The sequence below is a fragment of the Pseudodesulfovibrio mercurii genome, from assembly GCF_000189295.2.
In the GTDB taxonomy this organism is placed as follows: Bacteria; Desulfobacterota; Desulfovibrionia; order Desulfovibrionales; family Desulfovibrionaceae; genus Pseudodesulfovibrio; species Pseudodesulfovibrio mercurii.
On the sequence record NC_016803.1, the window covers coordinates 1,948,126 to 1,967,512 of the forward strand.

The window sequence follows — 19,387 nt, forward strand, 5'->3', positions numbered from 1 at the left end:
CCTTCGGCTACCTGGACCGGAGGTACTTGTCATCCTTGTCCAAATAATTCTGGACGTAGTCCTTGGCCCCATCCTCCAGGCTCGTCATTTTGACGGTGCAGCCAGCCGCCCTGAGCTTGTCCATATTCGCCTGGGTAAAATACTGGTATTTATCACGAATCACCTCAGGCATCGGGATGTACTCGATCTCCGGCTCGCGGTTCATGGCGGCAAACACCGCGTTCGCCAAATCATTCCAGGTCCTTGCAGTTCCCGTACCGACGTTGAAGATGCCGCCCTTGTCGCGGTGCTCCAGGAACCAGGCCATGATGTCCACGCAGTCCTTGATGTAGACGAAGTCGCGCTTCTGCCCGCCGTGGGGGTATTCCTCGCGGTAGGACTTGAAGAGCTTGAGCTTGCCGGTCTCGAGGATCTGGGCGTGGGCCTTGCAGATGACCGACTTCATGTCGTCCTTGTGGTACTCGTTGGGCCCGAACACGTTGAAGAACTTGAGGGAGACGATCTGGTCGAGGATGCCCGCGTCCCTGGACCAGAGGTCGAAGAGCTGCTTGGAGTAGCCGTACATGTTCAGGGGGCGCAGCCGGCCGATCTCGGCCTCGTTGTCGTCGAAGCCGAACTCGCCGTTGCCGTAGGTGGCCGCCGACGAGGCGTTGACGAAGCGCGCGTTGTGACCCAGGCAGAACCGGCAGACGTATTGTGTATAGCGGTAGTTGTTCTCCATGAGGAAGTCCGCGTCCAGCTCGGTGGTCGAGGAACAGGCCCCCATGTGGACGACCGCCTCGGTCTCGAACGGGTCGTCGCCCTCGAGGATGAACTTGAGGAACTGGTCGCGGTGCAGGTAGTCCTGATACTTCAGCCCCACGAGGTTGTTCCACTTTTCGCTGGTGGACAGGTTGTCCACCACCAGGATGTCGTCGATGCCCATCGTATTGAGCTTCCAGACCATGGCGCTGCCGATGAATCCCGCGCCGCCGGTGACAATGTACATGGCTTCTCCTTGCTGCCTGGATGACGCCCGGGGGCGCAAACGCTTCTACATACTGTGTTCAAGGTCGAGACGCAACCGCAAGGAGTTGCCCCTTTTTCTGGACAGCGTTTCGCATTCTGTTACTATTTGCCCTGTCCGCCCTTGCGGCGGACATACGTTTTGCGTATATGGTAGTTAATGGTCCCCATATAAGGAACCCATGCTTTGCCTGAAATCTCTAAAGGAGTGAGATCATGACACAATCTAGAAAACTGCTTTTGTTCATGCTGGCCGCGATGTTGACTTTCTCCTTCGCGTTCGCCGCCACGGCAAATGCCAAGATGGTCAAGAAAGTCGATAACTTCATCCTCTTCGTTGACCAGTCCGGCTCCATGGCCATGCGCAACGCCGACGGCATCAAGAAAATCGAAAAGGCCAAGAGCGACATGCTCGCCCTGAACGCCGCTATCCCGGCGCTCGACTACAATTCGGCCGTGGTCCTGTTCGCCCCCTTCGAAGTCCAGTGCGCGCCCAAGGCGTATTCCGACGCCAACGTGGCCGCCGCGGTCAACGCCATCGACTCCGAGTACCAGATCTTCAACCGCCGCACCCCCATGGGCGCCGGTCTTGATGAAATCAACCAGGTGGTCGGCCAGATGTCCGGCAAGACCGCGCTGATCATCTTCACCGACGGCGAGTCCAACTACGGCACCGACCCGGTGGCCGTGGCCAAGAACCTGTACGCCAAGTACGGCTCCAACCTCTGCGTCCACGTGGTCAGCTACGCCGACACCGCCGAGGGTCAGGCCGTGGTCGACGGCATCCGCGCCGCCTTCCCGTGCTCCGTGGCCGCCAACGGCGCGACCTTCGCCGACGCCACCGCCCTGAACCAGTACGCCAAGGCCGTCTTCTATGAGGACGTGGCCGAGCCCGCTCCGGCCCCGGCTCCGGTCGTCGTGGCCCCGGCCCCGGCCAAGGAAGTGGTCACCTTCAACCTGAACTTCGGCTTCGACAAGTACCAGATCACCGATGAGATGGTCCCCGTGCTGGAACAGGCCAAGATGATCCTCGAGGAAGACACCGCAGCCACCTACGAGATCTCCGGCCACACCGACTCCACCGGCACCGAGGCCTACAACCAGGGCCTGTCCGAACGCCGCGCCAACTCCGTCATGAAGTGGCTGACCGACAACGGCGTCAGCGCCGACCGCCTGGAAGCCAAGGGCTACGGCGAACTCGCGCCCAAGTATGACAACGCCACCAAGGAAGGCCGCAAGCTGAACCGCAGGGTTGAAATCCAGACCAAGTAGCGCTATAGGAAATCAAGGTTGGGCGGTGCCCTGCCGCCGCCCAACCTCCTGCTCTGGTTGGAAGGACTCAACGCCATGCACAAATTTACCGTTTATGCCACGTTGGCCGTGTTTCTGACCGGGGCTTTTTTTGCGGCCTCCGCCCTGCCCTGCCGGGCCCAGGACGTCGCAGCCATCGCGCCGGGTGACGCCACCACCCACATCAACACCAAGAACATGCCCCTCTACCTCGACGAGGGGCTGGTCGCCAAGAACGCGGACTTCAGCAAGTTCGCCCGGGTCCGGGCCAAGGCCCTGGACCGGAACCACCGCCTGGCCCGCTCGCGCATGCAGATCATCAAGCAGGCCGACGGCTCCTTCCTGGCCCGCTACCACGCCATCGACATGGACTCCATCGTCACCAAGGTCAGCCGCTCCAAGTCCAAGACCATCCCCTTCGTGGGCGTCATGCGCTTCTGCGAGCTGGTCATGGAGGCCACGGGCGAGTCCCCGGCCGCCTGCCGGGCCGCCGAGTTCACCCCCGTGACCGTCATCCCCAACCGCCAGATATTCAGCTACAAGAAAGGCACCTGGCAGTAGGCCGACCCGCTCCCCGTTCCCCCGGCGGTCCGCACCGCTCTCGACGCACGTCCATCGTCCGCCCATCGCCCGCCTGGCCTGGGGCCGCGCCGGGTTGCCAGGAGCGCGCCGCCATTCTATACAGGGTTTGATCCCCGCCGTCCGGGAACGCCCGGCCGGCCACCTTCCGCCAAGGGGGCGACGATGATCAACTACTGGCCGCTCAAGTACGAAACCCCGGACATGCGCCGCCGCACCGTGGACGGGCTGCGCTGCCTGCGCAAGCTGATCGGCGAGGCCATGCCCGAGCCCTCCCTGCACGACACCCTGGTGCTCGGCACCTGGAACATCCGCAACTTCGACGACAACCGCTTCGGCCACGGCCCGCGCATCAGGGAGGCCATGTACTTCCTGGCCGAGACCATCTCGGCCTTCGACGTTCTGGCCGTGCAGGAACTCTGCCGCGACCTCGGCCCCCTGCGCCAGCTCATGCGCCTGCTCGGCCCACAGTACGACTACATCGTCACCGACGTGGCCGAACAGGACGGCGGCAACCGGGAGCGGCTCGGCTTCATCTACAACCGGGCCAAGGTCCGGTTCAAGGGCGTGGCCGGGGAGATGGTCCTGCCGGTGCGCGACCTCATCGAACACGGCGACGCACACCTCCAGCCCGCACGCTCGCCCTTCGGCTGCGAGTTCCAGGCGGGCTGGTTCCGCTTCCTGTTCACCACGGTGCACATCTATTTCGGCAAGGAGAGCCAGGGGTCCCCGGAATACGCCCGGCGCGTGGCCGAGATCGACGCCGTGGCCGCCAACATCGCGGCCCGCGCCGAAAAGGAGCCGTGCAGCTACATCCTGGTGGGCGACTTCAACATCGACAAGATGGGCGATCCCTCGGGCAACGCCCTCATCCGCAACGGCTTCCAGGCCGCCCAGAACAACGTGGGCTCCAACGCGGACAGGACCAAGTTCTACGACCAGATCTCCTGGCTGCCGCGCAAGGGCACGGTCCGCCAGACCCGCTCGGCCCGCAACCAGGGCGTCCTGGACGTGCTCTCGGCGGTCATGGACGAAGACCGCTTCCCGGACTACCGGCAGGCCGTGGAGGCCACGGTCCGAGGTCAGCTCGACAAGGCCCGGACCGAACGCGCCGAGGCCCTGGCCGGACACAAGGACACGGACACCCTGGACAGGCGCATCGCCAAACTCGATGCCCTGCTGGCCGACCCGGCCGGGCTCAGGGACTACTATCTCACGACCTGGCGGACCTTCCAGGTCTCCGACCACCTGCCCCTTTGGGTGGAACTGTCCATCGACTTCAGCGCCGAATACCTCACCCGGCTGCGCAACATGTCCGGCACCCTGATCCGGGACAATGTGGATATCCCCATGTAGCGGCTGGACAAACCCGGCCCGGACCCGCATGATGCGGGTCCACCGGAACCGGCAACCTCCCGAGGAAGTACAGACATGGACGGAAGAACCCGCAAGGACATCCACCCCGGCCAGCTGGTGGACATCGTGCTCAAGCAGGATCAGCCCACCGGCAGGCTGACCCGCGGCACGGTGGCCGCCCTGCTGACCAAATCCCCCACCCACCCGCACGGCATCAAGGTCCGCCTGACCGATGGCCGGGTGGGCCGGGTCAAGGCCATCCTCGAGCAGGGAGACTGACCGTGGCCCTGCGCATATGGGTGGACGCCGACGCCTGCCCCAACACGGTCAAGGAAATCCTGTTCAAGGCCGCCCTGCGCCGCCAAATCCCCATGACCCTGGTGGCCAACATGCCGCTACGCGTGCCGCCCTCCCCGCTCATCGAGACCATCCAGGTGGGCGCGGGCTTCAACGCGGCAGACGACGAGATCGCCCGCCGGGTCCAACCCGGCGACCTGGTTGTCACCGCCGACATCCCCCTGGCCGACGCCGTCGTGACCCGAGGCGCCACCGGCCTCAACCCGCGCGGCGAACTCTACACCGAAGACAACGTCAAGAGCCTCCTGCGCATGCGCAACCTCATGGAGGAACTGCGCTCCGCCAACCTCGCCCCCGGCGGCCCCGCCCCCCTCGGGTCCAAAGACAAACAACTCTTCACCAACCAACTCGACCGCTTCCTGACCAGGAATACGAAGTAGGATGCCTCCGGGCCTCCAGCCGTTGGCGAGTCTTCGAGCCTTACGGATGAGGACAGCAGCGATCGGCCGGGGGAAGGGGAGGAAAAACCCTTTGAAAAGGGTTTTTCCTCCCCTTCCCCCGGACCCCCATCCCCTCCTTTTCCCAAACTCTTTGTCGCCGCTTCGCGGGGAGGGTTGCAGCTTCACCGCCTTCGCCCAATAAACCGACCGGAAGCCCCCTCTTCCCTCTTCCTGGAGCGTTTCGGGTGCGCAGCACCCGACAGCGGCTCTTCTTCGCCGCACCTCCGTCCTCGGAAGCCGCTTCACACAAAAAAAGCCCGGTCTCCAAGAGACCGGGCCTTGATTGCATAATGAGAAGGAGACTAGAAGCCCCACTTCGCCTTGATCGCGGCGGCGATCTGCTTGCCCTGCTCGTAGCACTTGCCGAGCACTTCATGGTCGGGCACATACTGGTTCTTGACCGGCTCGACCATCTCCATGCCCATGTCCTCGAGCCACTGGGTCAGGATCTTGACGCATTCGCCGGACCAGCCGAAGGAGCCCACGGCGGAACCGATCTTGTTCTGGGGGCGCAGACCCTTCATGTAGGTCAGCATGTCGCCCATGAGCGGCAGGATGCCGTTGTTGTGGGTCGGGGACCCGACGACCACGGCGGCCGCGTCGAAGACCTCGGCCATGACGTCGGAGTGGTGGTTGTTCTTCATGCACATGACGCGCACGGACACGCCCTCGTCGGCCAGGCCCGCGGCGACGGCCTCGGCCATCTTCTCGGTGGAGTGCCACATGGTGTCGTAGACGATGACCGCCTTGTTCTTGGGCTTCTGCTCGGCGTACCCCTGGTACGTCTCCATGACCCAGTTGCAGTCGTCGCCCCGGAAGAGCAGGCCGTGGTCCGGGCAGATGGTGTCGATCTCCAGCCCCATCTCCTTGATGGCGGCCAGGGTCTTGAGCACCACCGGGGAGTACGGCAGGACGATGTTGGCGTAGTAGTTGGCCATGAGCTCTTCCAACCGGTAGCGGTCCACCTGGTCGGCCCAGCGCTCGGAAGTGGCCCAGTTCTGGCCGAAGGCGTCGTTGGTGAAGACGATCTTGTCCTCCGGGCAGTAGGTCAGCATGGAATCGGGCCAGTGCAGCATGCGGGTCTCGACAAAGGAGAGGGTCCGCGCGCCGATCTTGATCTCGGTGCCGGTGGGCACGACCTCCACGGGCCAGTCCGTGTACTTGAAGTGGGCCTTCATGGCCTTCTGGCCCATGGGCGAGGTGTAAACCTTCTCGGGCTGGTATTTCTCCACGACCTTGGCCAGGCAGCCGGAGTGGTCGGGCTCGAGGTGGTTGGCCACCACGTAGTCGATCTTCCGGTCGCCGAGCACCTGGGCGATGTTGCACTGCAGGGTGCCCCAGAATCTCTCGTCCACGGTATCGATCAGGGTCACCTTCTCGTCCACGATCAGAAAATTATTGTAGGTGGTGCCCTTGTGCGCCTTGGAATAGCCGTGGAAGTCGCGACGGTTCCAGTCCACCGCGCCCAGCCAGTAAATGCCCTTCTTGATTTCAACAGGTCTCATGGTCTTCTCCACATTGAGCGGTTGCTCAACCGCTATGGTAAAAAAAGGAGCGCGAACCGTGGGTGCGCGCTCCCTGGCCGCTGGTCGGGCCGAAAATTAACCCTCGGGTACGAAGCTGTCCTTGCCCGCACCACAGACCGGACAGGTCCAGTCGTCCGGCAGGTCCTCAAACTTGGTCCCGGCCGGGATGTCGGCATCGGAATCACCCTCGGCGGGGTCGTAAACATAGCCACAAATCTCGCACACGTATTTCTGCATGGGATCGGTCTCCTTTTGGACTTGTATTTTTGCAGCAGCGGCGGCCGCTGTCAACTTCTTGGGGTCGGTTTCAACGGGCAATTCACAATCCGTCCGGGTCGAACCCGGACCGGCCAGGGGGCGGAAACACTTCTTGGTGCCCCCGCAGATGGGACAGCGCCAGTCGTCCGGCAGGTCCTCGAACCGGGTGCCCTTGGGGATCTTGCCCTTCCGGTCGCCCTTGTCCGGGTTGTAGATATAGCCGCAGTTCACGGTTTGGCACTGATACATCTCTTCGGGCAGGGCCATGTCGCCTCCCTGGGGGAAAAGGGGCGGGCCTTGCGGCCCACCCCGGGGTGTCTCTCACGCGCGCCCTGCGGCGTCGCGGCACAGGGGATCGCCTACGCGGAGGCGGTCCACAGACCGTGAATGTTGCAGTACTCGCGGGCCTTGAGCGGGCCGGACAGGCCGCAGATGCAGAATTCGGCCTCGGGCTTCTCGCCGGGCTTGAGCATCTTGGTCAGGACCACGTCGCCCACCTGGAGCTCGATCCACTCGATGTAGTGCTTCTCCTCCATGGGATGGGCCACGGAACCGACCTTGACGGTGACCTTGTCGCCGTCCTTCTCGATGACGGGGACGTGCTTTTCCTTGGCGGCGTCCACAGTGTTTTCGGTCATCTGGACCATCTCCTCGCCGCAGCAGACCAGGCTGCCGCCGCCTTCGTGAATGGCCATGACGATGTTGCCGCAGATATTACACTTGTACACTTCGCCCAGTTTGATAGCCATGTCGAATCCTCCTTGGATGACGTAAAAATTACCAGTTGGTGTCCTTGATCTCGAAATGGGCCTGGGGATGGTCGCAGGCCGGGCACTTCACGGGAGCGGTGGTGCCCCTGTGATTGTAACCGCAGTTCTGGCAGCGCCAGACGATCTCCTCGTCCTTGGAAAAGACGCGGTCGGTCTCGATGTTCTTGATGAGGGCCTTGTAGCGCTCCTCATGGTACCGCTCGGCCACGGCGATGTTCTCCATGACCGCGGCGATCTCGTTGAAACCCTCCTGGCGCGCGATCTTGGCGAACCCGGGGTACATCTCGGTGTTCTCCTCGTGCTCGCCGGCCGCGGCGGCCTTGAGGTTCTCCAGGGTGTTGCCGATGACCCCGGCGGGGAAGGTGCCGGATACCTCGGCGGTGCCGCCCTCCAGGAACTTGAACAACCGCTTGGCGTGTTCCTTCTCGTGTCCGGCGGTCTCCTCGAAAATCTTGGAAATCTGCACGTAGCCCTCTTTCTTGGCCACGCTGGCGTAGTAGGTATACCGGTTGCGGGCCTGGGACTCGCCGGTGAATGCATACATCAGGTTCTTCTCGGTCTGGGTTCCTTTCAGGGACATTATTCCTCCTTGTGGAATGGATCCTTGGTGTTCCGATTCAGATGCCACCGTACACGAAAACAGGGGGCTTGTCGCATTATTCCGTGAGAAGGTGTTGCGTCTTTCGTTCTTTCATCGTTTATCCTGGCGGCGCATTGGCTTATTGCCAAGATGGGAATTATTACTAATTATAAACCCGCTCCCTGTCAAGCGATGTGCGGGCCATAGAATCAAAAAATAAAGCCGGTTGCCCCGAGAGGCAACCGGCCTTGCGCCGCGGATGCGGATATTTTCCGAAATGTCTATTGCCGCGCGGCCTGGCACTTGGGGCAGATGCCCACGAATTCCACGTTGGTGGTCAGGATCTTGAAGCCGCCGGCGCAGCTCTCCGGGATGTCCGGGATGTCGATGTCGCACTCCACGTCCACCACGGCCGTGCAGATCTCGCAGCGGATGTGCGGATGCGGCTCAGGAGTGCCGTCGAACCGTTTCTGCTCGCCGGGCGCACCCAGCTTGAGGACCAGTCCCTTGGAGGACAGGAACTCGAGATTCCGGTACACGGTGCCCAGGCTGATCCTGGGAATGATCTTGCGCACCATGTCGTAAACCTCGTCGGCCGTGGGGTGCGTCTTCACTTTCCGCAACTCTTCCAATATCACTTTCCGCTGCTTGGAAAGCCTGAAACCCATTTCCTGAGCCATGGACGTCCTCCATATTTGATAACAATTACTATTCCCCTGGTCCATTCTTGTCAAGAGGAATCCGTGCAGGCGGAATCATGGCGTATTAGCCCAGAAAACAAAATACTGCAAATGGTCCGGTTGTGTCGACCGCAGTACCTTTGATTTGCTGGACAAGTTACGCCCGTCACGGACGGCGCGCCGCGCCCGGAGCAGGGAAAAGGGCCCGGCCGAAGCCGGGCCCCGTCATGCGTTGGGCCGCTAGTCGCGGAACTTGGAAACCAGTTCGGCCAGTTCCCCGGCCAGTTCCGAGACCTCCTGGATACCCCGGTTGGACTCGCGGATGCCGGACAGGACCTCCTGGGAGAGGTGGTTGATCTGGGTCACGCGCGTGTTGATCTCGTCCGAGGTGGAGGACTGCTGTTCCGCCGCGGTGGCGATGCCGTTGACCATGTCGGCGATGGAGTTGGAGTGCCTGACGATCTCGTCGAGCACGCCGCCCGCCTCCTGGGCCATGCCCGAGGTGTTCAGGACCCGCTTCTTGGCGGTGTCCATCTCCTTGACCACGTCCGTGGTGGACTGCTGGATGAGCGAGATGGCCCCCTCCACCTCCTTGGTGGCGTCCATGGTCTTCTCGGCCAGCTTGCGGACCTCGTCCGCGACCACGGCGAAGCCTCGGCCGGCCTCGCCCGCGCGGGCCGCCTCGATGGCCGCGTTGAGCGCCAGCAGGTTGGTCTGGTCCGCGATGTCGTTGATCACGGCCATGACCTTGCCGATGTTCTCGGCCCGACTGGACAGGGAGGCCAGAGCCTCGGCCAGGTGTTCGGTGATGTCGGCCACGGAGTTGATCTCCTCCACGGTCTTGCCCACCACCACGCCGCCCGAGGCGGCCACCTTGTTGGCCTGGTCCGAGGCCTCGGCGGTCTCGGCGGCGTTCTTGGCCACCTCCAGCACCGTGGCGTTCATCTCCTCCATGGCCGTGGCCACCTGGCTGGTCTGGTCGGCGGTGGTGTCCACCCCGCTGGCCAGCTGGTCCATCCGGGTGGACAGCACGTTGGAGGCCTCGTTGAGCCTGTTGGCCACCTGGGTGACCTCGTTGGCCACTTCCAGGAGGCTCTGGCGCTGGAGTTCGATGCTCTTCTTGTCCTCCTCCTCGCGGGTCAGGTCGATGAGCACGCAGATGACGCCCACGGTCTCACCCTCGGCGTCCTTGAGCGGCGAGGCCTCGAACAGGAGCGGGAAGGTGGTGCCGTCCCGGCGGGTGAACAGGAAACGCCCGTTGAGGGGTTCGCCCAGGGCGATGACCTCGCCCGCGTTGCAGGCGGAACCGTCCTCGGACTCGCAGGCGAAAACCTCGGCCACGGCACGGCCCTTGAGCTCGTCCTCGGTCAGGTCCAGGATGGCCTGGAGGGGCGGGTTGACGAATTGCAGAGTCTGTTTGGCGTCGGTCACGAACAGCGGGACCACGATGCCGCCGAGTACGCTCTGGTTGTATTCGAGCTGGTCCTTGATCTGGTTGACCATGGCCCCCAGGTAGCGGGACAGGGAGCCGAGCTCGTCGGACCCGGACACGGTGAACTGGGCGTCCAGGTTGCCGTGGGCCACGTCCTTGGCCGTGGTGGCGATGGAGGTGATGCGGTTGACGATGGCCTTGCGCATGAAGATGATCAGCGCGGCCAGCAGGGCCAGGACCCCGAGCAGGGAGATGCCCGCGGACTTGAACTGGTTGTCCTTGAGCGCGCCGTACTGCGGGCTGATGTCCACGGCCACGACCATGGCCCCGAGAATCTCCCGGCTGCGTCCATGGCAGTGGTAGCAGAACGGGTTGTTCCCGATGGACTTGACCTCCACGAAGTGGCGCTTGCCGCCGACCTCCTCCATCTTGCCCTCGGCCACCTTCTCCTCGAGCCCCCGGGCCACAAGGTCGGGCAGTCCGGCCTCGGGCATGACCTCGAAGATCTTCTTGCGCTCGGCCTCGGTCTCCGTGGAATAGGTGATCTCGCCCTTGTAGTCGGTCAGGTAGACCTGGATGTCCGGATAGCGCTCGGCCATCTGGAGGAACTTGATCTCCGTGCCCTCGTTGTCGCCCTTGGCCATGGGGTCCTCGATGGCGATGTAGAGCATGTCCGCCACCCGCTCCGCGGCCACGGCCACCTCATGCAGGGTGTGGTCCTTGGTCGTGATGGAGGTGTAGGCGAACAGCCCGGCAAAGGCCAGGATGGTCAGCAGGGACGAGAGCAGGATGAGTTTGACGCCCAGCGAGCGCGTGATGAAATTGTCCATGCCGCCCTCCTAGTGCGCCCCGCCGTACAACAGCGGCTTGAAGTCAAAGGCCTCGACCCGTTCGGGATTGTGGCAGACCGTACAGTCGTCCAGGGTCAGGTTCCGCTTGATCAGGTCCGGGTCGCCCCCGGACTCCACGTGGTCGTAGCCCGGCCCGTGGCAGACCTCGCACCCGGCCTGGGCCATGTTCGGTGTCTGCTCGAAGCTGACGAATCCTCCCGGCTTGCCGTACCCGGTCATGTGGCAGCCGTAACACTCGGCCAACTCCTCCTTGGTCAGGTCGCCCATCATGATCTTGACGGACTCTCCGGAGTGGGCCTTTTTCGCGAATTTCTTGTAATTGCCGTATTCCTTTTCGTGGCATTCGCTGCACGATTCGGACCCGACGTAGCGGCCGGAATTTGCCCGACCGGACTCCGCCAGGACCGCGAAAACGACAAGGGCTGCCAGCGAAAGCGCACAGCAGCCCTTGATCCACAACGATCTGTTGAACATGAACCAACCCCCATAGCTATATAGCCCGGTGCCGCAACCGGCCGGGCACCCTTAACCCGGCCTGGTCAAATACGCCGTCACCATAGAGAAATATTCACTTTTGGTAAAGGGTTGGAGCTTGGGGGATCGACCTTCTCGATGTTTTACCAGGCCAAAGTCTCCTTGAAGGCGGCGGCCAGCCCGTCCACGGGCGCATCCAGCACCTTTTCGTCCGCCAGGGTGGCGATGAACGCGGGTTCCTCCGAGACGTCGCCGATCCAGGCGCAGGCCTGTCCGGCGAACAGGGCCTCGAACCGGTCGCGGTTCGACGGGGCCACGGTGACCAGCAGGCGGCTGGCCGATTCCGCGTAGAGCAGACCGGTCAGGTTGAGCTCGCCACAGGCCGGGACCTGGTCCAGGTCCACCTCGGCGCCGAGCCGTCCGCCGATGCACATCTCGGCCAGGGCCACGCCCAGGCCGCCGTCCGAGCAGTCGTGGCAGGCGGTGATCAGCCCTTCCTGGGCGGCCGCGAACACGGTCTCGTAGCGCTTCTTCGCGGTCAGCAGGTCCACCTGCGGCACGCGGGCGTCGGAGAACTTGAGCTCGTCCGCGACCTCGCTGCCGCCCATCTCCGGCCGGGTCAGGCCGAGCAGGTAGATCAGGTCGCCGGGCTTCTTGAAGTCCGAGGTCAGGCACTTGTTCACGTCCGGGATGACGCCGATGATCGAGAAGAGCACGGTCGGGGGAATGGATATCTTGCGCCCGCCGCCCTTGTAGTCGTTCTTCATGGAGTCCTTGCCGGACACGCAGGGCACGCCGAAGCCGAGGCAGTAGTGGGCCAGGGCCTGGTTGGCCCGGACCAACTGGGCCAGCTTGTAGTGGCCGTCCGGGGTGGACTCGGACTGGACCGGGTCGCACCAGCAGAAGTTGTCCACGCCGGCCATGTAGGAGACGTCGCCGCCCACGGCCACGGCGTTGCGCACGGCCTCGTCGATGGCGTTGGCCATCATCCAGTAGGTGTCGTAGTCCGAGAACTGCGGGCAGATGCCGTGGGAGACCACCAGCCCCTTGTCCGAGCCGTACTCGGGCCGGATGACGCCCGCGTCGGACGGGCCGTCCGCCTTGACGCCGACCATGGGCTTGACCGCGGACTTGCCCTGGACCTCGTGGTCGTACTGCCGGACCACGTATTCCTTGGAGCAGATGTTCAGCCGGCCGAGCATGGCCTTGAGCAGTGCGTTCTGGTCGTCGGCAACGGGCACGGCGTCCTGGGCGATCTCGGGCCGTTTCCAGACGGCCTTGAGCTCCATCTGGGGCACGCCGTGGTGCAGGAAGTCCATGTCCAGGCAGGTGACCAGCTTGTCGCCGTAGCGCACCAGGTACTTGCCCGACTCGGTGAAGGTGCCGAGGGCGGTGGACTCCACGTCCATCTCCTCGGACAGGCGCATGAACTCGTCGAGCTTGTCCGGGGGCACGGCCATGGTCATGCGCTCCTGGGCCTCGGAGATGAGGACCTCCCAGGGACGCAGCCCGTCGTACTTGAGCGGGGCCTTTTTCAGGTCCATGTCGAAGCCGCCGGAGTCCTCGGCCATCTCGCCCACGGAGGAGGACAGGCCGCCCGCCCCGTTGTCGGTAATGGCGTGGTACAGCCCGAGGTCGCGGGCGCGCATGAGAAAGTCGTACATCTTGCGCTGGGTGATGGGGTCGCCGATCTGGACCGCCGTGGCCGGGGAGCCCTCGTGCAGCTCCTCGGACGAGAAGGTCGCGCCGTGGATGCCGTCCGCGCCGATGCGGCCGCCGGACATGACGATGATGTCGCCGGGCAGGGCGCATTTCTCATAGGACGGATGGCCGGAGACCATGACCGGCATGGTCCCGATGGTCCCGCAGTAGACCAGGGGCTTGCCCAGGTAGCGCTCGTCGAAGACGATGGACCCGTTCACGGTCGGGATGCCGGACTTGTTGCCGCCGTGCTCCACGCCCTCGCGCACGCCCTCGAAGACGCGGCGCGGGTGCAGCAGCCTGGGCGGCAGCTCGCCCTCGTGGAACGGGGAGGCGAAGCAGAACACGTCGGTGTTGCACAAAAGGTTCGCGCCCATGCCCGTGCCCATGGGGTCGCGGTTCACGCCGACGATGCCGGTCAGGGCCCCGCCGTAGGGGTCCAGGGCGGACGGCGAGTTGTGGGTCTCCATCTTGACGCAGACGTTGATGGACTCGGAGAACTTGATCACGCCCGCGTTGTCCTTGAACACGGACAGGCAGTAGTCGCCGCCCTCGCGGGAGGCCGCGTTGCGCGCGCGGATCTGCTTGGTGGAGTTCTGGATGAAGGTCTTGTACAGGCTCGAATACTCGACGGTCTTGCCGGTCTCGGTGTTCTCGTATTCGATCTTGGCCGAGAAGATCTTGTGCTTGCAGTGCTCGGACCAGGTCTGGGCCAGGACCTCGATCTCGGCGTCCGTGGGATCGGCGGCGAGGCCCATGGTCTCGCGCTCCGCCCGGACCGCCGAGTCCGCGAAGTAGGCGCGGATGTCGTGCAGCTCCCTGAGGGACAGGGCCAGGGTGTTGGCACGGGAAAAGTCGGTCAGCTCGTCGTCGGTCATGGTGGACAGGGGAATGATCCCGACCTCGTCCGAGGCCTGGCCCGTGACCCGTGCGGCCTTGGCCGCGAAGCCGGGGTCCTCGGCCCACTGGGCGGCGGACTTGTACTCGAAGCGCTGGATCAGTTCGTTGGCCAGCAGGTCCTTGGCGATGCGGTGCGCGCCCGCCTCGTCCATGTCGGCCTGGATCAGGTACTGCCGCGAGGTGTAGACCTTGATCCCCTCGCGCTCGGCCCGGGTCAATCCCAGGACCACGCCCAGGGTCTCGCGGGCGGTCCGCCCCTCGTTGTCGGTCACGCCGGGCCGGAAGCCGACCTCGATGATCCAGTCGAAGTCGCGGGCCAGGGGCGCGAGCGACACCTCGTGCAGGACCGGGTCGTGCAGGGCGGCCCGCTCGATGGCCAGGTCCACCTGCTCCCCGGTCACGCCCTCCAGGGTGAAGACGTTGACGATGCGGACGTCGCGCACGTCCATGCCGAGTTCGCTCCTGATCTTGCGGGCGATCTTCTCGCCGAGCACGTCCCGGACGCCTTCCTTCAGTCCAACGATCACACGACAAAGCATATCTGGTCTCTCCTCTCGATATGAAAAAGCGGAAAGGCCGGTCCCGCTTGGGGGCGACCGGCCTTGAAAATCACTTGGTTCGGGTCAACACAAAATCCGCGGCCTGCTTGAGCACGGTCAGTTCCCCGCCGGGCTCGTAGCCGTCCAGGCACGCCTTGGCCTTTTCAATATACCGGGCGGCCTCCTCGCGGGTCTTCTCCGAATAGCCGCCCTCCCGGACCTGCTCCAGGACGTCGCGGCTCTGGGCCTCGCTCAGGGAGCCGTCCCGCAGGGCCTCCAGCAGGACCTCGGCCCCGGCCTCGTCGCCCTCCTCCATGAGCAGGATGAGCGGCAGGGTGACCTTGCCCTCCTTGAGATCGCCGCCCTCGGGCTTGCCCGTCTCGGACGTGGGCGAGGCATAGTCCAGGGCGTCGTCCACCAGCTGGAAGGCGATGCCCACGTTCAGGCCGAACTCGCCCGCCGCGTCCTCCTGCTCCGGGGTGGCCCCGGCCAGGGCCGCGCCGCACCGGCAGGCGCACTCGATGAGCCGCGCGGTCTTGCCGACGATGATGCGCATGTAGGTCTCGCGGTTCAGCGACGGGGCGCGCGAAAATTCGATCTCCTCGATCTCGCCCGTGGCCGTCTCCATGATGCCCTTGGCCAGCAGCCAGGACAGCCGGGGATTGCCGTAGCGCGCGCCCATCTCGTTGGCCAGGGCGAGCAGGGCGTCGCCCGCCAGGATGGTCTCGGTCCGGCCGAAGACCAGATGGGACGCGGCCCTGCCGCGCCGAAGCTCGGCGTCGTCCAGGTAGTCGTCGTGCAGCAGGGTGGCGGAGTGGAGCAGCTCCAGGGCGCAGGCGATGGCCAGGTAGTCGTCCTTGGCATAGCCCAGCGCCCGGGCGAACAGGAGCGTGAACAGGGGCCGGATGCGCTTGCCGCCGGACCCGAGGATGTGCTTGGCGACGTCCCGGACCAGACCGTTCAGCTGATCGGCTTCACGGTCGAGAAAGTCATTGATTCCGGGAAGTTCCCGTTGAAAATAGCGCAGAAGTTCGTCCATATGTGCGTACTATGTCAGGTTGCTGGTTGCGGGGCAAGCCCCGGATTGCGCGGCGAACAGGGTGGCCGTGGCCCCGGCCAGGGCGCGCAGCGCGCCTTTCAGGTCCCAGTCCCCGGCCCCCCGGGAACCCGCCAGGTTGGAGATGGTCCGCACCTCCAGGAAGGGCTTCCCGGCCAGGGCGGCCGCATAGGCCAGGCCGAATCCCTCCATGCTCTCCATGCCTCCGCCCCGGGCCTCGCGCAGCAGGGCCGCGCGCTCCGGGGTTCCGGACACGCCGGACACGGTCACGCCGGTCACGGGCGTCCAGTCCGCGCCGAGGCCGAGGTTCATGGCTTCGGCGTCCTCGCGCGGCGACAGCTCCAGGCGGTCCCAGACCTGCTCGCCCCGGACACGGCCCTGGGCGAACCCGATGCCTCGGGCGTCGGCCAGGCCGTCCGCGCCGAGCAGCCCGTACTCGGGCCAGACCTCACCCTCGGCGAAACAGGCGCGCAGCAGCGGCGTACGCTGCAGGTCATACCCTCCGGCGATGCCGAGGTTGACCGCCCCGGCCACGTCCGCCCGCCCGAGCAGCCATCCGGCCATGAGCGCGGTGTTGACCAGCCCCACCCCGGACACGGCCAGAAGCAGTGCATGGCCGCCCAATTCGTATGCGGCCGTCCCGCCCTGGGCCGGAACGGGCCCTCCGGGAAAGGCGGCCCGCATCTCGTTGGCTGTGGCGGTCATGACCAGGAGCACGGAGCCGCCCCTACAGCCGCCAGCAGGCCACGGACTCGGCCGCGAGTTCGGCCCGGTCGAAGAATCCCTTGACGTCCACCACCAGCGCCCTGGCCGGGTCCGCGAACCAGCCCTTGAGCTCCCGGACCGCGATGGCCCGGTAGGCCTCGTGCGGCACGGCCAGGATCAGGGCGTCCAGGTCGCGGAATTCGTCCAGGGGCCGCAGGGTCACGCCCAGCTCGCGCTCGGCCTCCTCGGGGTCGGCCTGGGCGTCGTTGACCAGGACCTCCACGCCGTAGTCCGCAAGCTCGGCCAGGATGTCCACCACGCGGGTGTTGCGCAGGTCGGGCACGTTCTCCTTGAAGGTCAGGCCGAGCACGCCCACGCGCGCGCCCATGATCTTGCAGTCGCTCCGGATCAGCTTCTTGATGGTCGCCTCGGCGATGAACTTGCCCATGTTGTCGTTGATCTCGCGGCCGGCCAGGATGACGTGGGGATGCAGCCCCAGGGCCTGGGCCTTGAAGGTCAGGTAGTACGGGTCCACGCCGATGCAGTGGCCGCCCACCAGGCCGGGCCGGAAGGGCAGGAAATTCCACTTGGTCCCGGCCGCCTCGAGCACGTCCAGGGTGTCGATGCCCATGGTCTCGAAGATCAGGGCCAGCTCGTTCATGAGGGCGATGTTCAGGTCGCGCTGGGTGTTCTCGATGACCTTGGCCGCCTCGGCCGTGCGGATGTTCGGGGCCAGGTGAGTGCCCGCCTTGACCACGGAGCCGTAGACCTGCTGGAGCAGCCTGCCCGTGGGCTCGTCCTGTCCGGCCACCACCTTGGTGATGGTCTCCAGGCGGTGGACCTTGTCGCCGGGGTTGATGCGCTCGGGCGAGTAGCCCACGCAGAAATCGGGGCCGCACTTGAGGCCGGACTCGGCCTCCAGCAGGGGCACGCAGAATTCCTCGGTCAGACCGGGGTAGACCGTGGACTCGTAGACCACCACGGAGCCGGGCTGGAGGTACTTGCCCACGGAGATGGAGGCCCCGCGCACGGGGCGCAGGTCCGGGGTGCGGAACTCGTCGATGGGCGTGGGCACGGCCACCAGGATGAGCCGGGCCTTGGCCAGGTCGGAGAGGTCCGAGGTCAGGGTCAGGTCCACGTCGTCGCCCACGGTGGCGAAATCCACCTCGTGGGTCCGGTCGATGCGCCGGCGCAGCTCGTCCACGCGGCGCTCGGACACGTCCACGCCCAGGACCCTGAAATGGCGGCCCAGGGCCACGGCCAGGGGCAGGCCAACATAGCCCAGGCCGACCACGGCGATGGCGTCTTCCCTGCTTTGCAGCCGATCAAAGGTAATCATGCTCATATATACTCCCTAACCATGGGTCCGGGTGGACACCCATCGGGTTCTGTGGCTTACTGGGCGGCATGAACATCGACTGGTCGCTTCTCATCGCCGCCGTGGGGTTGGCCCTGGTCTTCGAGGGCATCCCCTATTTCCTGTTCGCCGAGCGCATGCCGGGCCTGCTGGCCCGGCTGGCGATCCAGCCGCCCAAATTCCTGCGCTTCGTCGGCCTGGTGGCCATCATCCTCGGCCTGCTGATCATCTCGTTCGGCCGCTCATTATCCCTTTAACGGCCGGGCGTCCAGAACGGGCGCGGCGCGCCGGCAAGGCCGGGCCCTAGCCCTTTTTCGCCTGCCCGGTCCCGGCGGCCTTCGAGGCGCCTTTCTTCGGGGACGCCCCTTGCGGGGCCTCCGGCGCGGCGGGTTCCGCTTCGGGGGCCGGTTCCGGCACGGACCCGGTCCGCTCGCCGCCCGGCTTCTCGGCCACGTGCAGGTAGACGATGCCGGACATCATGGGCACGTTGTAGACCCGCTCGAAGCCCGCTTCAAGCAGTTCCATGCCCAGGGCCCGTTCGTCGGGAAAACTCTTGATGGTCTCGGCCAGGTAGCGGTACGCGCCCGGATCGCCGGAGATGCGGTCCCCGAGGAACGGCAGGACCTTGTCCAGGTAGAAGTTGTACAGCCCCTTCCAGACCTTTTTCGAGCCGGTGCCGAACTCCAGGATGCACAGCCGCGCGCCGGGCTTGAGGACCCGCAGGAACTCGGCGTAGGCCTCCGCGCGGGGCAGGATGTTGCGGATGCCGAAGGCGATGGTGGCCGCGGCCATGCACTCGTCGGGCAGGGGCAGGTTGCGGCCGTCCGCCTGGACCGGGAAGATGCGCTCCTCGCGCCCGTTCTTCAGCTTCTTGGCCTTGCCGTTCTCGAGCATGGGCAGGGTGAAGTCCAGGGCCGCCACCTTGCAGTCCGGGTACTGCCGGAGCAGCTCCACGGACACGTCCATGGTCCCGGCGGCCAGGTCCAGGACCATGCCGCCCGGCTCGGGACGGGCCGCCCGGACCAGCCGGTAGCGCCAGTAGATGTCCTGGCCCCCGGACAGGGCGTGGTTGAGAAAGTCGTACCACCCGGCGATGCGGCCGAACATGTCCGCCACCCGCCTGCCGTGCTCGGCGGGGGTGGAGGCCCCGGTTTGGGACGCGCATTCGGGGCGGGCCATTATTCGGCCTCGTCCTCGATGATCACGTCGCGCGAGCCGTCCCCGGCGGTCACGCCGGTGATGGTGCGCATGATGTCCTTGTAGATGACGTCGAAATTCTGGCCGAAATTGGAGGGGGAGATGCGCCCCACCTCGATGAACTTGATGACCACTTCCTTGGCCACCTGCAACGCCTGCTTGTCGTACTTGTCCATGGAAACACGCTCCCGGTCGTCAAAGGAAAAACCGCCCGGTGGGAAATGGCCTTGACCAACACAGTCAGGGTATGCCGGGCGGGGAAAAGGGAGAAACCGGAAAGCCCCTCTCTTTTTTCGGGTTCCGTATCATGCGCCGGACCGTTCGTCGAGGCTT

The 19,387-nt window shown here is 64.9% G+C and carries 20 protein-coding genes and 1 pseudogene; 6 read left to right on the plus strand and 15 right to left on the minus strand.

All coding sequences use genetic code 11. The features are described 5' to 3' along the window. Positions 1 to 7: 7 nt before the first annotated feature. Positions 8 to 988 carry an ADP-glyceromanno-heptose 6-epimerase gene (rfaD, locus tag DND132_RS08840; RefSeq protein ID WP_014322382.1) on the minus strand — a complete coding sequence of 327 codons (981 nt, stop codon included), beginning with the start codon at positions 986 to 988 and terminating at the stop codon, positions 8 to 10. A 233-nt stretch (positions 989 to 1,221) separates the two neighbouring features. Here rfaD and DND132_RS08845 point away from each other — a divergent pair, with 233 nt between their 5' ends. The 5 genes from DND132_RS08845 (at position 1,222) to DND132_RS08865 (ending at position 4,967) form a co-directional block, all read left to right on the plus strand. Next, positions 1,222 to 2,277: an OmpA family protein gene (locus tag DND132_RS08845; RefSeq protein ID WP_014322383.1), complete on the plus strand. Its 1,056-nt coding sequence runs from the start codon at positions 1,222 to 1,224 to the stop codon at positions 2,275 to 2,277. 75 nt (positions 2,278 to 2,352) lie between these two features. Further along, on the plus strand, positions 2,353 to 2,856 hold the full coding sequence (locus tag DND132_RS08850) for a hypothetical protein (RefSeq protein ID WP_148266970.1): 504 nt from the start codon (positions 2,353 to 2,355) through the stop codon (positions 2,854 to 2,856). 183 nt (positions 2,857 to 3,039) lie between these two features. Continuing rightward, the gene (locus DND132_RS08855; RefSeq protein ID WP_014322385.1) at positions 3,040 to 4,230 is read left to right on the plus strand and encodes an endonuclease/exonuclease/phosphatase family protein; all 1,191 of its coding nucleotides are present in this window, start codon (positions 3,040 to 3,042) and stop codon (positions 4,228 to 4,230) included. 75 nt (positions 4,231 to 4,305) lie between these two features. Next, the gene (locus DND132_RS08860; protein WP_014322386.1) at positions 4,306 to 4,509 is read left to right on the plus strand and encodes a YwbE family protein; all 204 of its coding nucleotides are present in this window, start codon (positions 4,306 to 4,308) and stop codon (positions 4,507 to 4,509) included. A gap of 8 nt (positions 4,510 to 4,517) precedes the next feature. Then, complete coding sequence (locus tag DND132_RS08865; protein WP_041916034.1) at positions 4,518 to 4,967, plus strand: YaiI/YqxD family protein; 450 nt, start codon at positions 4,518 to 4,520, stop codon at positions 4,965 to 4,967. Between the two features lie 362 nt (positions 4,968 to 5,329). Here DND132_RS08865 and DND132_RS08870 read toward each other — a convergent pair whose 3' ends face one another. From DND132_RS08870 to DND132_RS08920, 12 genes and pseudogenes are all read right to left on the minus strand, one after another. Further along, entirely contained in the window at positions 5,330 to 6,532 is a 1,203-nt protein-coding gene (locus DND132_RS08870) for an FprA family A-type flavoprotein (protein ID WP_014322388.1), read from the minus strand. Positions 6,533 to 6,628: 96 nt separating this feature from the next. Continuing rightward, positions 6,629 to 6,790: a rubredoxin gene (gene rd, locus DND132_RS18700; RefSeq protein ID WP_238528379.1), complete on the minus strand. Its 162-nt coding sequence runs from the start codon at positions 6,788 to 6,790 to the stop codon at positions 6,629 to 6,631. Between the two features lie 75 nt (positions 6,791 to 6,865). Further along, positions 6,866 to 7,078: pseudogene (locus DND132_RS18835) on the minus strand (rubredoxin); the annotation flags it as partial. A gap of 92 nt (positions 7,079 to 7,170) precedes the next feature. Then, complete coding sequence (locus tag DND132_RS08880; protein ID WP_014322390.1) at positions 7,171 to 7,560, minus strand: desulfoferrodoxin; 390 nt, start codon at positions 7,558 to 7,560, stop codon at positions 7,171 to 7,173. A 28-nt stretch (positions 7,561 to 7,588) separates the two neighbouring features. Next, the gene (gene rbr, locus DND132_RS08885) at positions 7,589 to 8,161 is read right to left on the minus strand and encodes a rubrerythrin (protein ID WP_014322391.1); all 573 of its coding nucleotides are present in this window, start codon (positions 8,159 to 8,161) and stop codon (positions 7,589 to 7,591) included. 281 nt (positions 8,162 to 8,442) lie between these two features. Further along, positions 8,443 to 8,841 (minus strand): Fur family transcriptional regulator, encoded by a 399-nt coding sequence (locus tag DND132_RS08890; protein ID WP_014322392.1) that lies wholly within the window; start codon positions 8,839 to 8,841, stop codon positions 8,443 to 8,445. Between the two features lie 240 nt (positions 8,842 to 9,081). Continuing rightward, complete coding sequence (locus DND132_RS08895) at positions 9,082 to 11,103, minus strand: methyl-accepting chemotaxis protein (RefSeq protein WP_014322393.1); 2,022 nt, start codon at positions 11,101 to 11,103, stop codon at positions 9,082 to 9,084. A gap of 9 nt (positions 11,104 to 11,112) precedes the next feature. Beyond that, a complete protein-coding gene (locus tag DND132_RS08900) occupies positions 11,113 to 11,598 on the minus strand; it encodes a cytochrome c family protein (protein ID WP_014322394.1) in 486 nt (161 codons plus the stop codon). A gap of 143 nt (positions 11,599 to 11,741) precedes the next feature. Then, complete coding sequence (locus tag DND132_RS08905; protein WP_014322395.1) at positions 11,742 to 14,738, minus strand: phosphoribosylformylglycinamidine synthase subunit PurS; 2,997 nt, start codon at positions 14,736 to 14,738, stop codon at positions 11,742 to 11,744. 70 nt (positions 14,739 to 14,808) lie between these two features. Then, positions 14,809 to 15,777, minus strand: coding sequence for a polyprenyl synthetase family protein (locus tag DND132_RS08910; RefSeq protein WP_014322396.1), 969 nt, complete (start codon positions 15,775 to 15,777; stop codon positions 14,809 to 14,811). A 9-nt stretch (positions 15,778 to 15,786) separates the two neighbouring features. Next, positions 15,787 to 16,512, minus strand: coding sequence for a futalosine hydrolase (gene mqnB / locus DND132_RS08915; protein WP_148266971.1), 726 nt, complete (start codon positions 16,510 to 16,512; stop codon positions 15,787 to 15,789). A 10-nt stretch (positions 16,513 to 16,522) separates the two neighbouring features. Then, positions 16,523 to 17,845 (minus strand): nucleotide sugar dehydrogenase, encoded by a 1,323-nt coding sequence (locus DND132_RS08920; RefSeq protein ID WP_014322398.1) that lies wholly within the window; start codon positions 17,843 to 17,845, stop codon positions 16,523 to 16,525. A gap of 62 nt (positions 17,846 to 17,907) precedes the next feature. Between DND132_RS08920 and DND132_RS08925 the strand changes: the two genes are divergently transcribed. Next, positions 17,908 to 18,114, plus strand: coding sequence for a DUF2065 domain-containing protein (locus tag DND132_RS08925; RefSeq protein WP_014322399.1), 207 nt, complete (start codon positions 17,908 to 17,910; stop codon positions 18,112 to 18,114). Between the two features lie 46 nt (positions 18,115 to 18,160). Here the strand turns inward: DND132_RS08925 and DND132_RS08930 are convergent, their stop codons facing one another. Both DND132_RS08930 and DND132_RS08935 read right to left on the minus strand, forming a co-directional pair. Beyond that, a complete protein-coding gene (locus DND132_RS08930; RefSeq protein ID WP_014322400.1) occupies positions 18,161 to 19,036 on the minus strand; it encodes a ubiquinone/menaquinone biosynthesis methyltransferase in 876 nt (291 codons plus the stop codon). Further along, the gene (locus DND132_RS08935) at positions 19,036 to 19,230 is read right to left on the minus strand and encodes a hypothetical protein (protein WP_014322401.1); all 195 of its coding nucleotides are present in this window, start codon (positions 19,228 to 19,230) and stop codon (positions 19,036 to 19,038) included. Before DND132_RS08935 ends, DND132_RS08930 begins: the two co-directional genes overlap by 1 nt. Between the last annotated feature and the right edge of the window lie 157 nt (positions 19,231 to 19,387).

What these genes read in the sequence shown, in the direction of transcription:
- rfaD (WP_014322382.1), bottom strand. Translation starts at nt 988, where the DNA reads ATGTACATTGTCACCGGCGGCGCGGGATTCATCGGCAGCGCCATGGTC.
- DND132_RS08845 (WP_014322383.1), top strand. Translation starts at nt 1,222, where the DNA reads ATGACACAATCTAGAAAACTGCTTTTGTTCATGCTGGCCGCGATGTTG.
- DND132_RS08850 (WP_148266970.1), top strand. Translation starts at nt 2,353, where the DNA reads ATGCACAAATTTACCGTTTATGCCACGTTGGCCGTGTTTCTGACCGGG.
- DND132_RS08855 (WP_014322385.1), top strand. Translation starts at nt 3,040, where the DNA reads ATGATCAACTACTGGCCGCTCAAGTACGAAACCCCGGACATGCGCCGC.
- DND132_RS08860 (WP_014322386.1), top strand. Translation starts at nt 4,306, where the DNA reads ATGGACGGAAGAACCCGCAAGGACATCCACCCCGGCCAGCTGGTGGAC.
- DND132_RS08870 (WP_014322388.1), bottom strand. Translation starts at nt 6,532, where the DNA reads ATGAGACCTGTTGAAATCAAGAAGGGCATTTACTGGCTGGGCGCGGTG.
- rd (WP_238528379.1), bottom strand. Translation starts at nt 6,790, where the DNA reads ATGCAGAAATACGTGTGCGAGATTTGTGGCTATGTTTACGACCCCGCC.
- DND132_RS08880 (WP_014322390.1), bottom strand. Translation starts at nt 7,560, where the DNA reads ATGGCTATCAAACTGGGCGAAGTGTACAAGTGTAATATCTGCGGCAAC.
- rbr (WP_014322391.1), bottom strand. Translation starts at nt 8,161, where the DNA reads ATGTCCCTGAAAGGAACCCAGACCGAGAAGAACCTGATGTATGCATTC.
- DND132_RS08890 (WP_014322392.1), bottom strand. Translation starts at nt 8,841, where the DNA reads ATGGCTCAGGAAATGGGTTTCAGGCTTTCCAAGCAGCGGAAAGTGATA.
- DND132_RS08895 (WP_014322393.1), bottom strand. Translation starts at nt 11,103, where the DNA reads ATGGACAATTTCATCACGCGCTCGCTGGGCGTCAAACTCATCCTGCTC.
- DND132_RS08900 (WP_014322394.1), bottom strand. Translation starts at nt 11,598, where the DNA reads ATGTTCAACAGATCGTTGTGGATCAAGGGCTGCTGTGCGCTTTCGCTG.
- DND132_RS08905 (WP_014322395.1), bottom strand. Translation starts at nt 14,738, where the DNA reads ATGCTTTGTCGTGTGATCGTTGGACTGAAGGAAGGCGTCCGGGACGTG.
- DND132_RS08910 (WP_014322396.1), bottom strand. Translation starts at nt 15,777, where the DNA reads ATGGACGAACTTCTGCGCTATTTTCAACGGGAACTTCCCGGAATCAAT.
- DND132_RS08920 (WP_014322398.1), bottom strand. Translation starts at nt 17,845, where the DNA reads ATGAGCATGATTACCTTTGATCGGCTGCAAAGCAGGGAAGACGCCATC.
- DND132_RS08925 (WP_014322399.1), top strand. Translation starts at nt 17,908, where the DNA reads ATGAACATCGACTGGTCGCTTCTCATCGCCGCCGTGGGGTTGGCCCTG.
- DND132_RS08930 (WP_014322400.1), bottom strand. Translation starts at nt 19,036, where the DNA reads ATGGCCCGCCCCGAATGCGCGTCCCAAACCGGGGCCTCCACCCCCGCC.
- DND132_RS08935 (WP_014322401.1), bottom strand. Translation starts at nt 19,230, where the DNA reads ATGGACAAGTACGACAAGCAGGCGTTGCAGGTGGCCAAGGAAGTGGTC.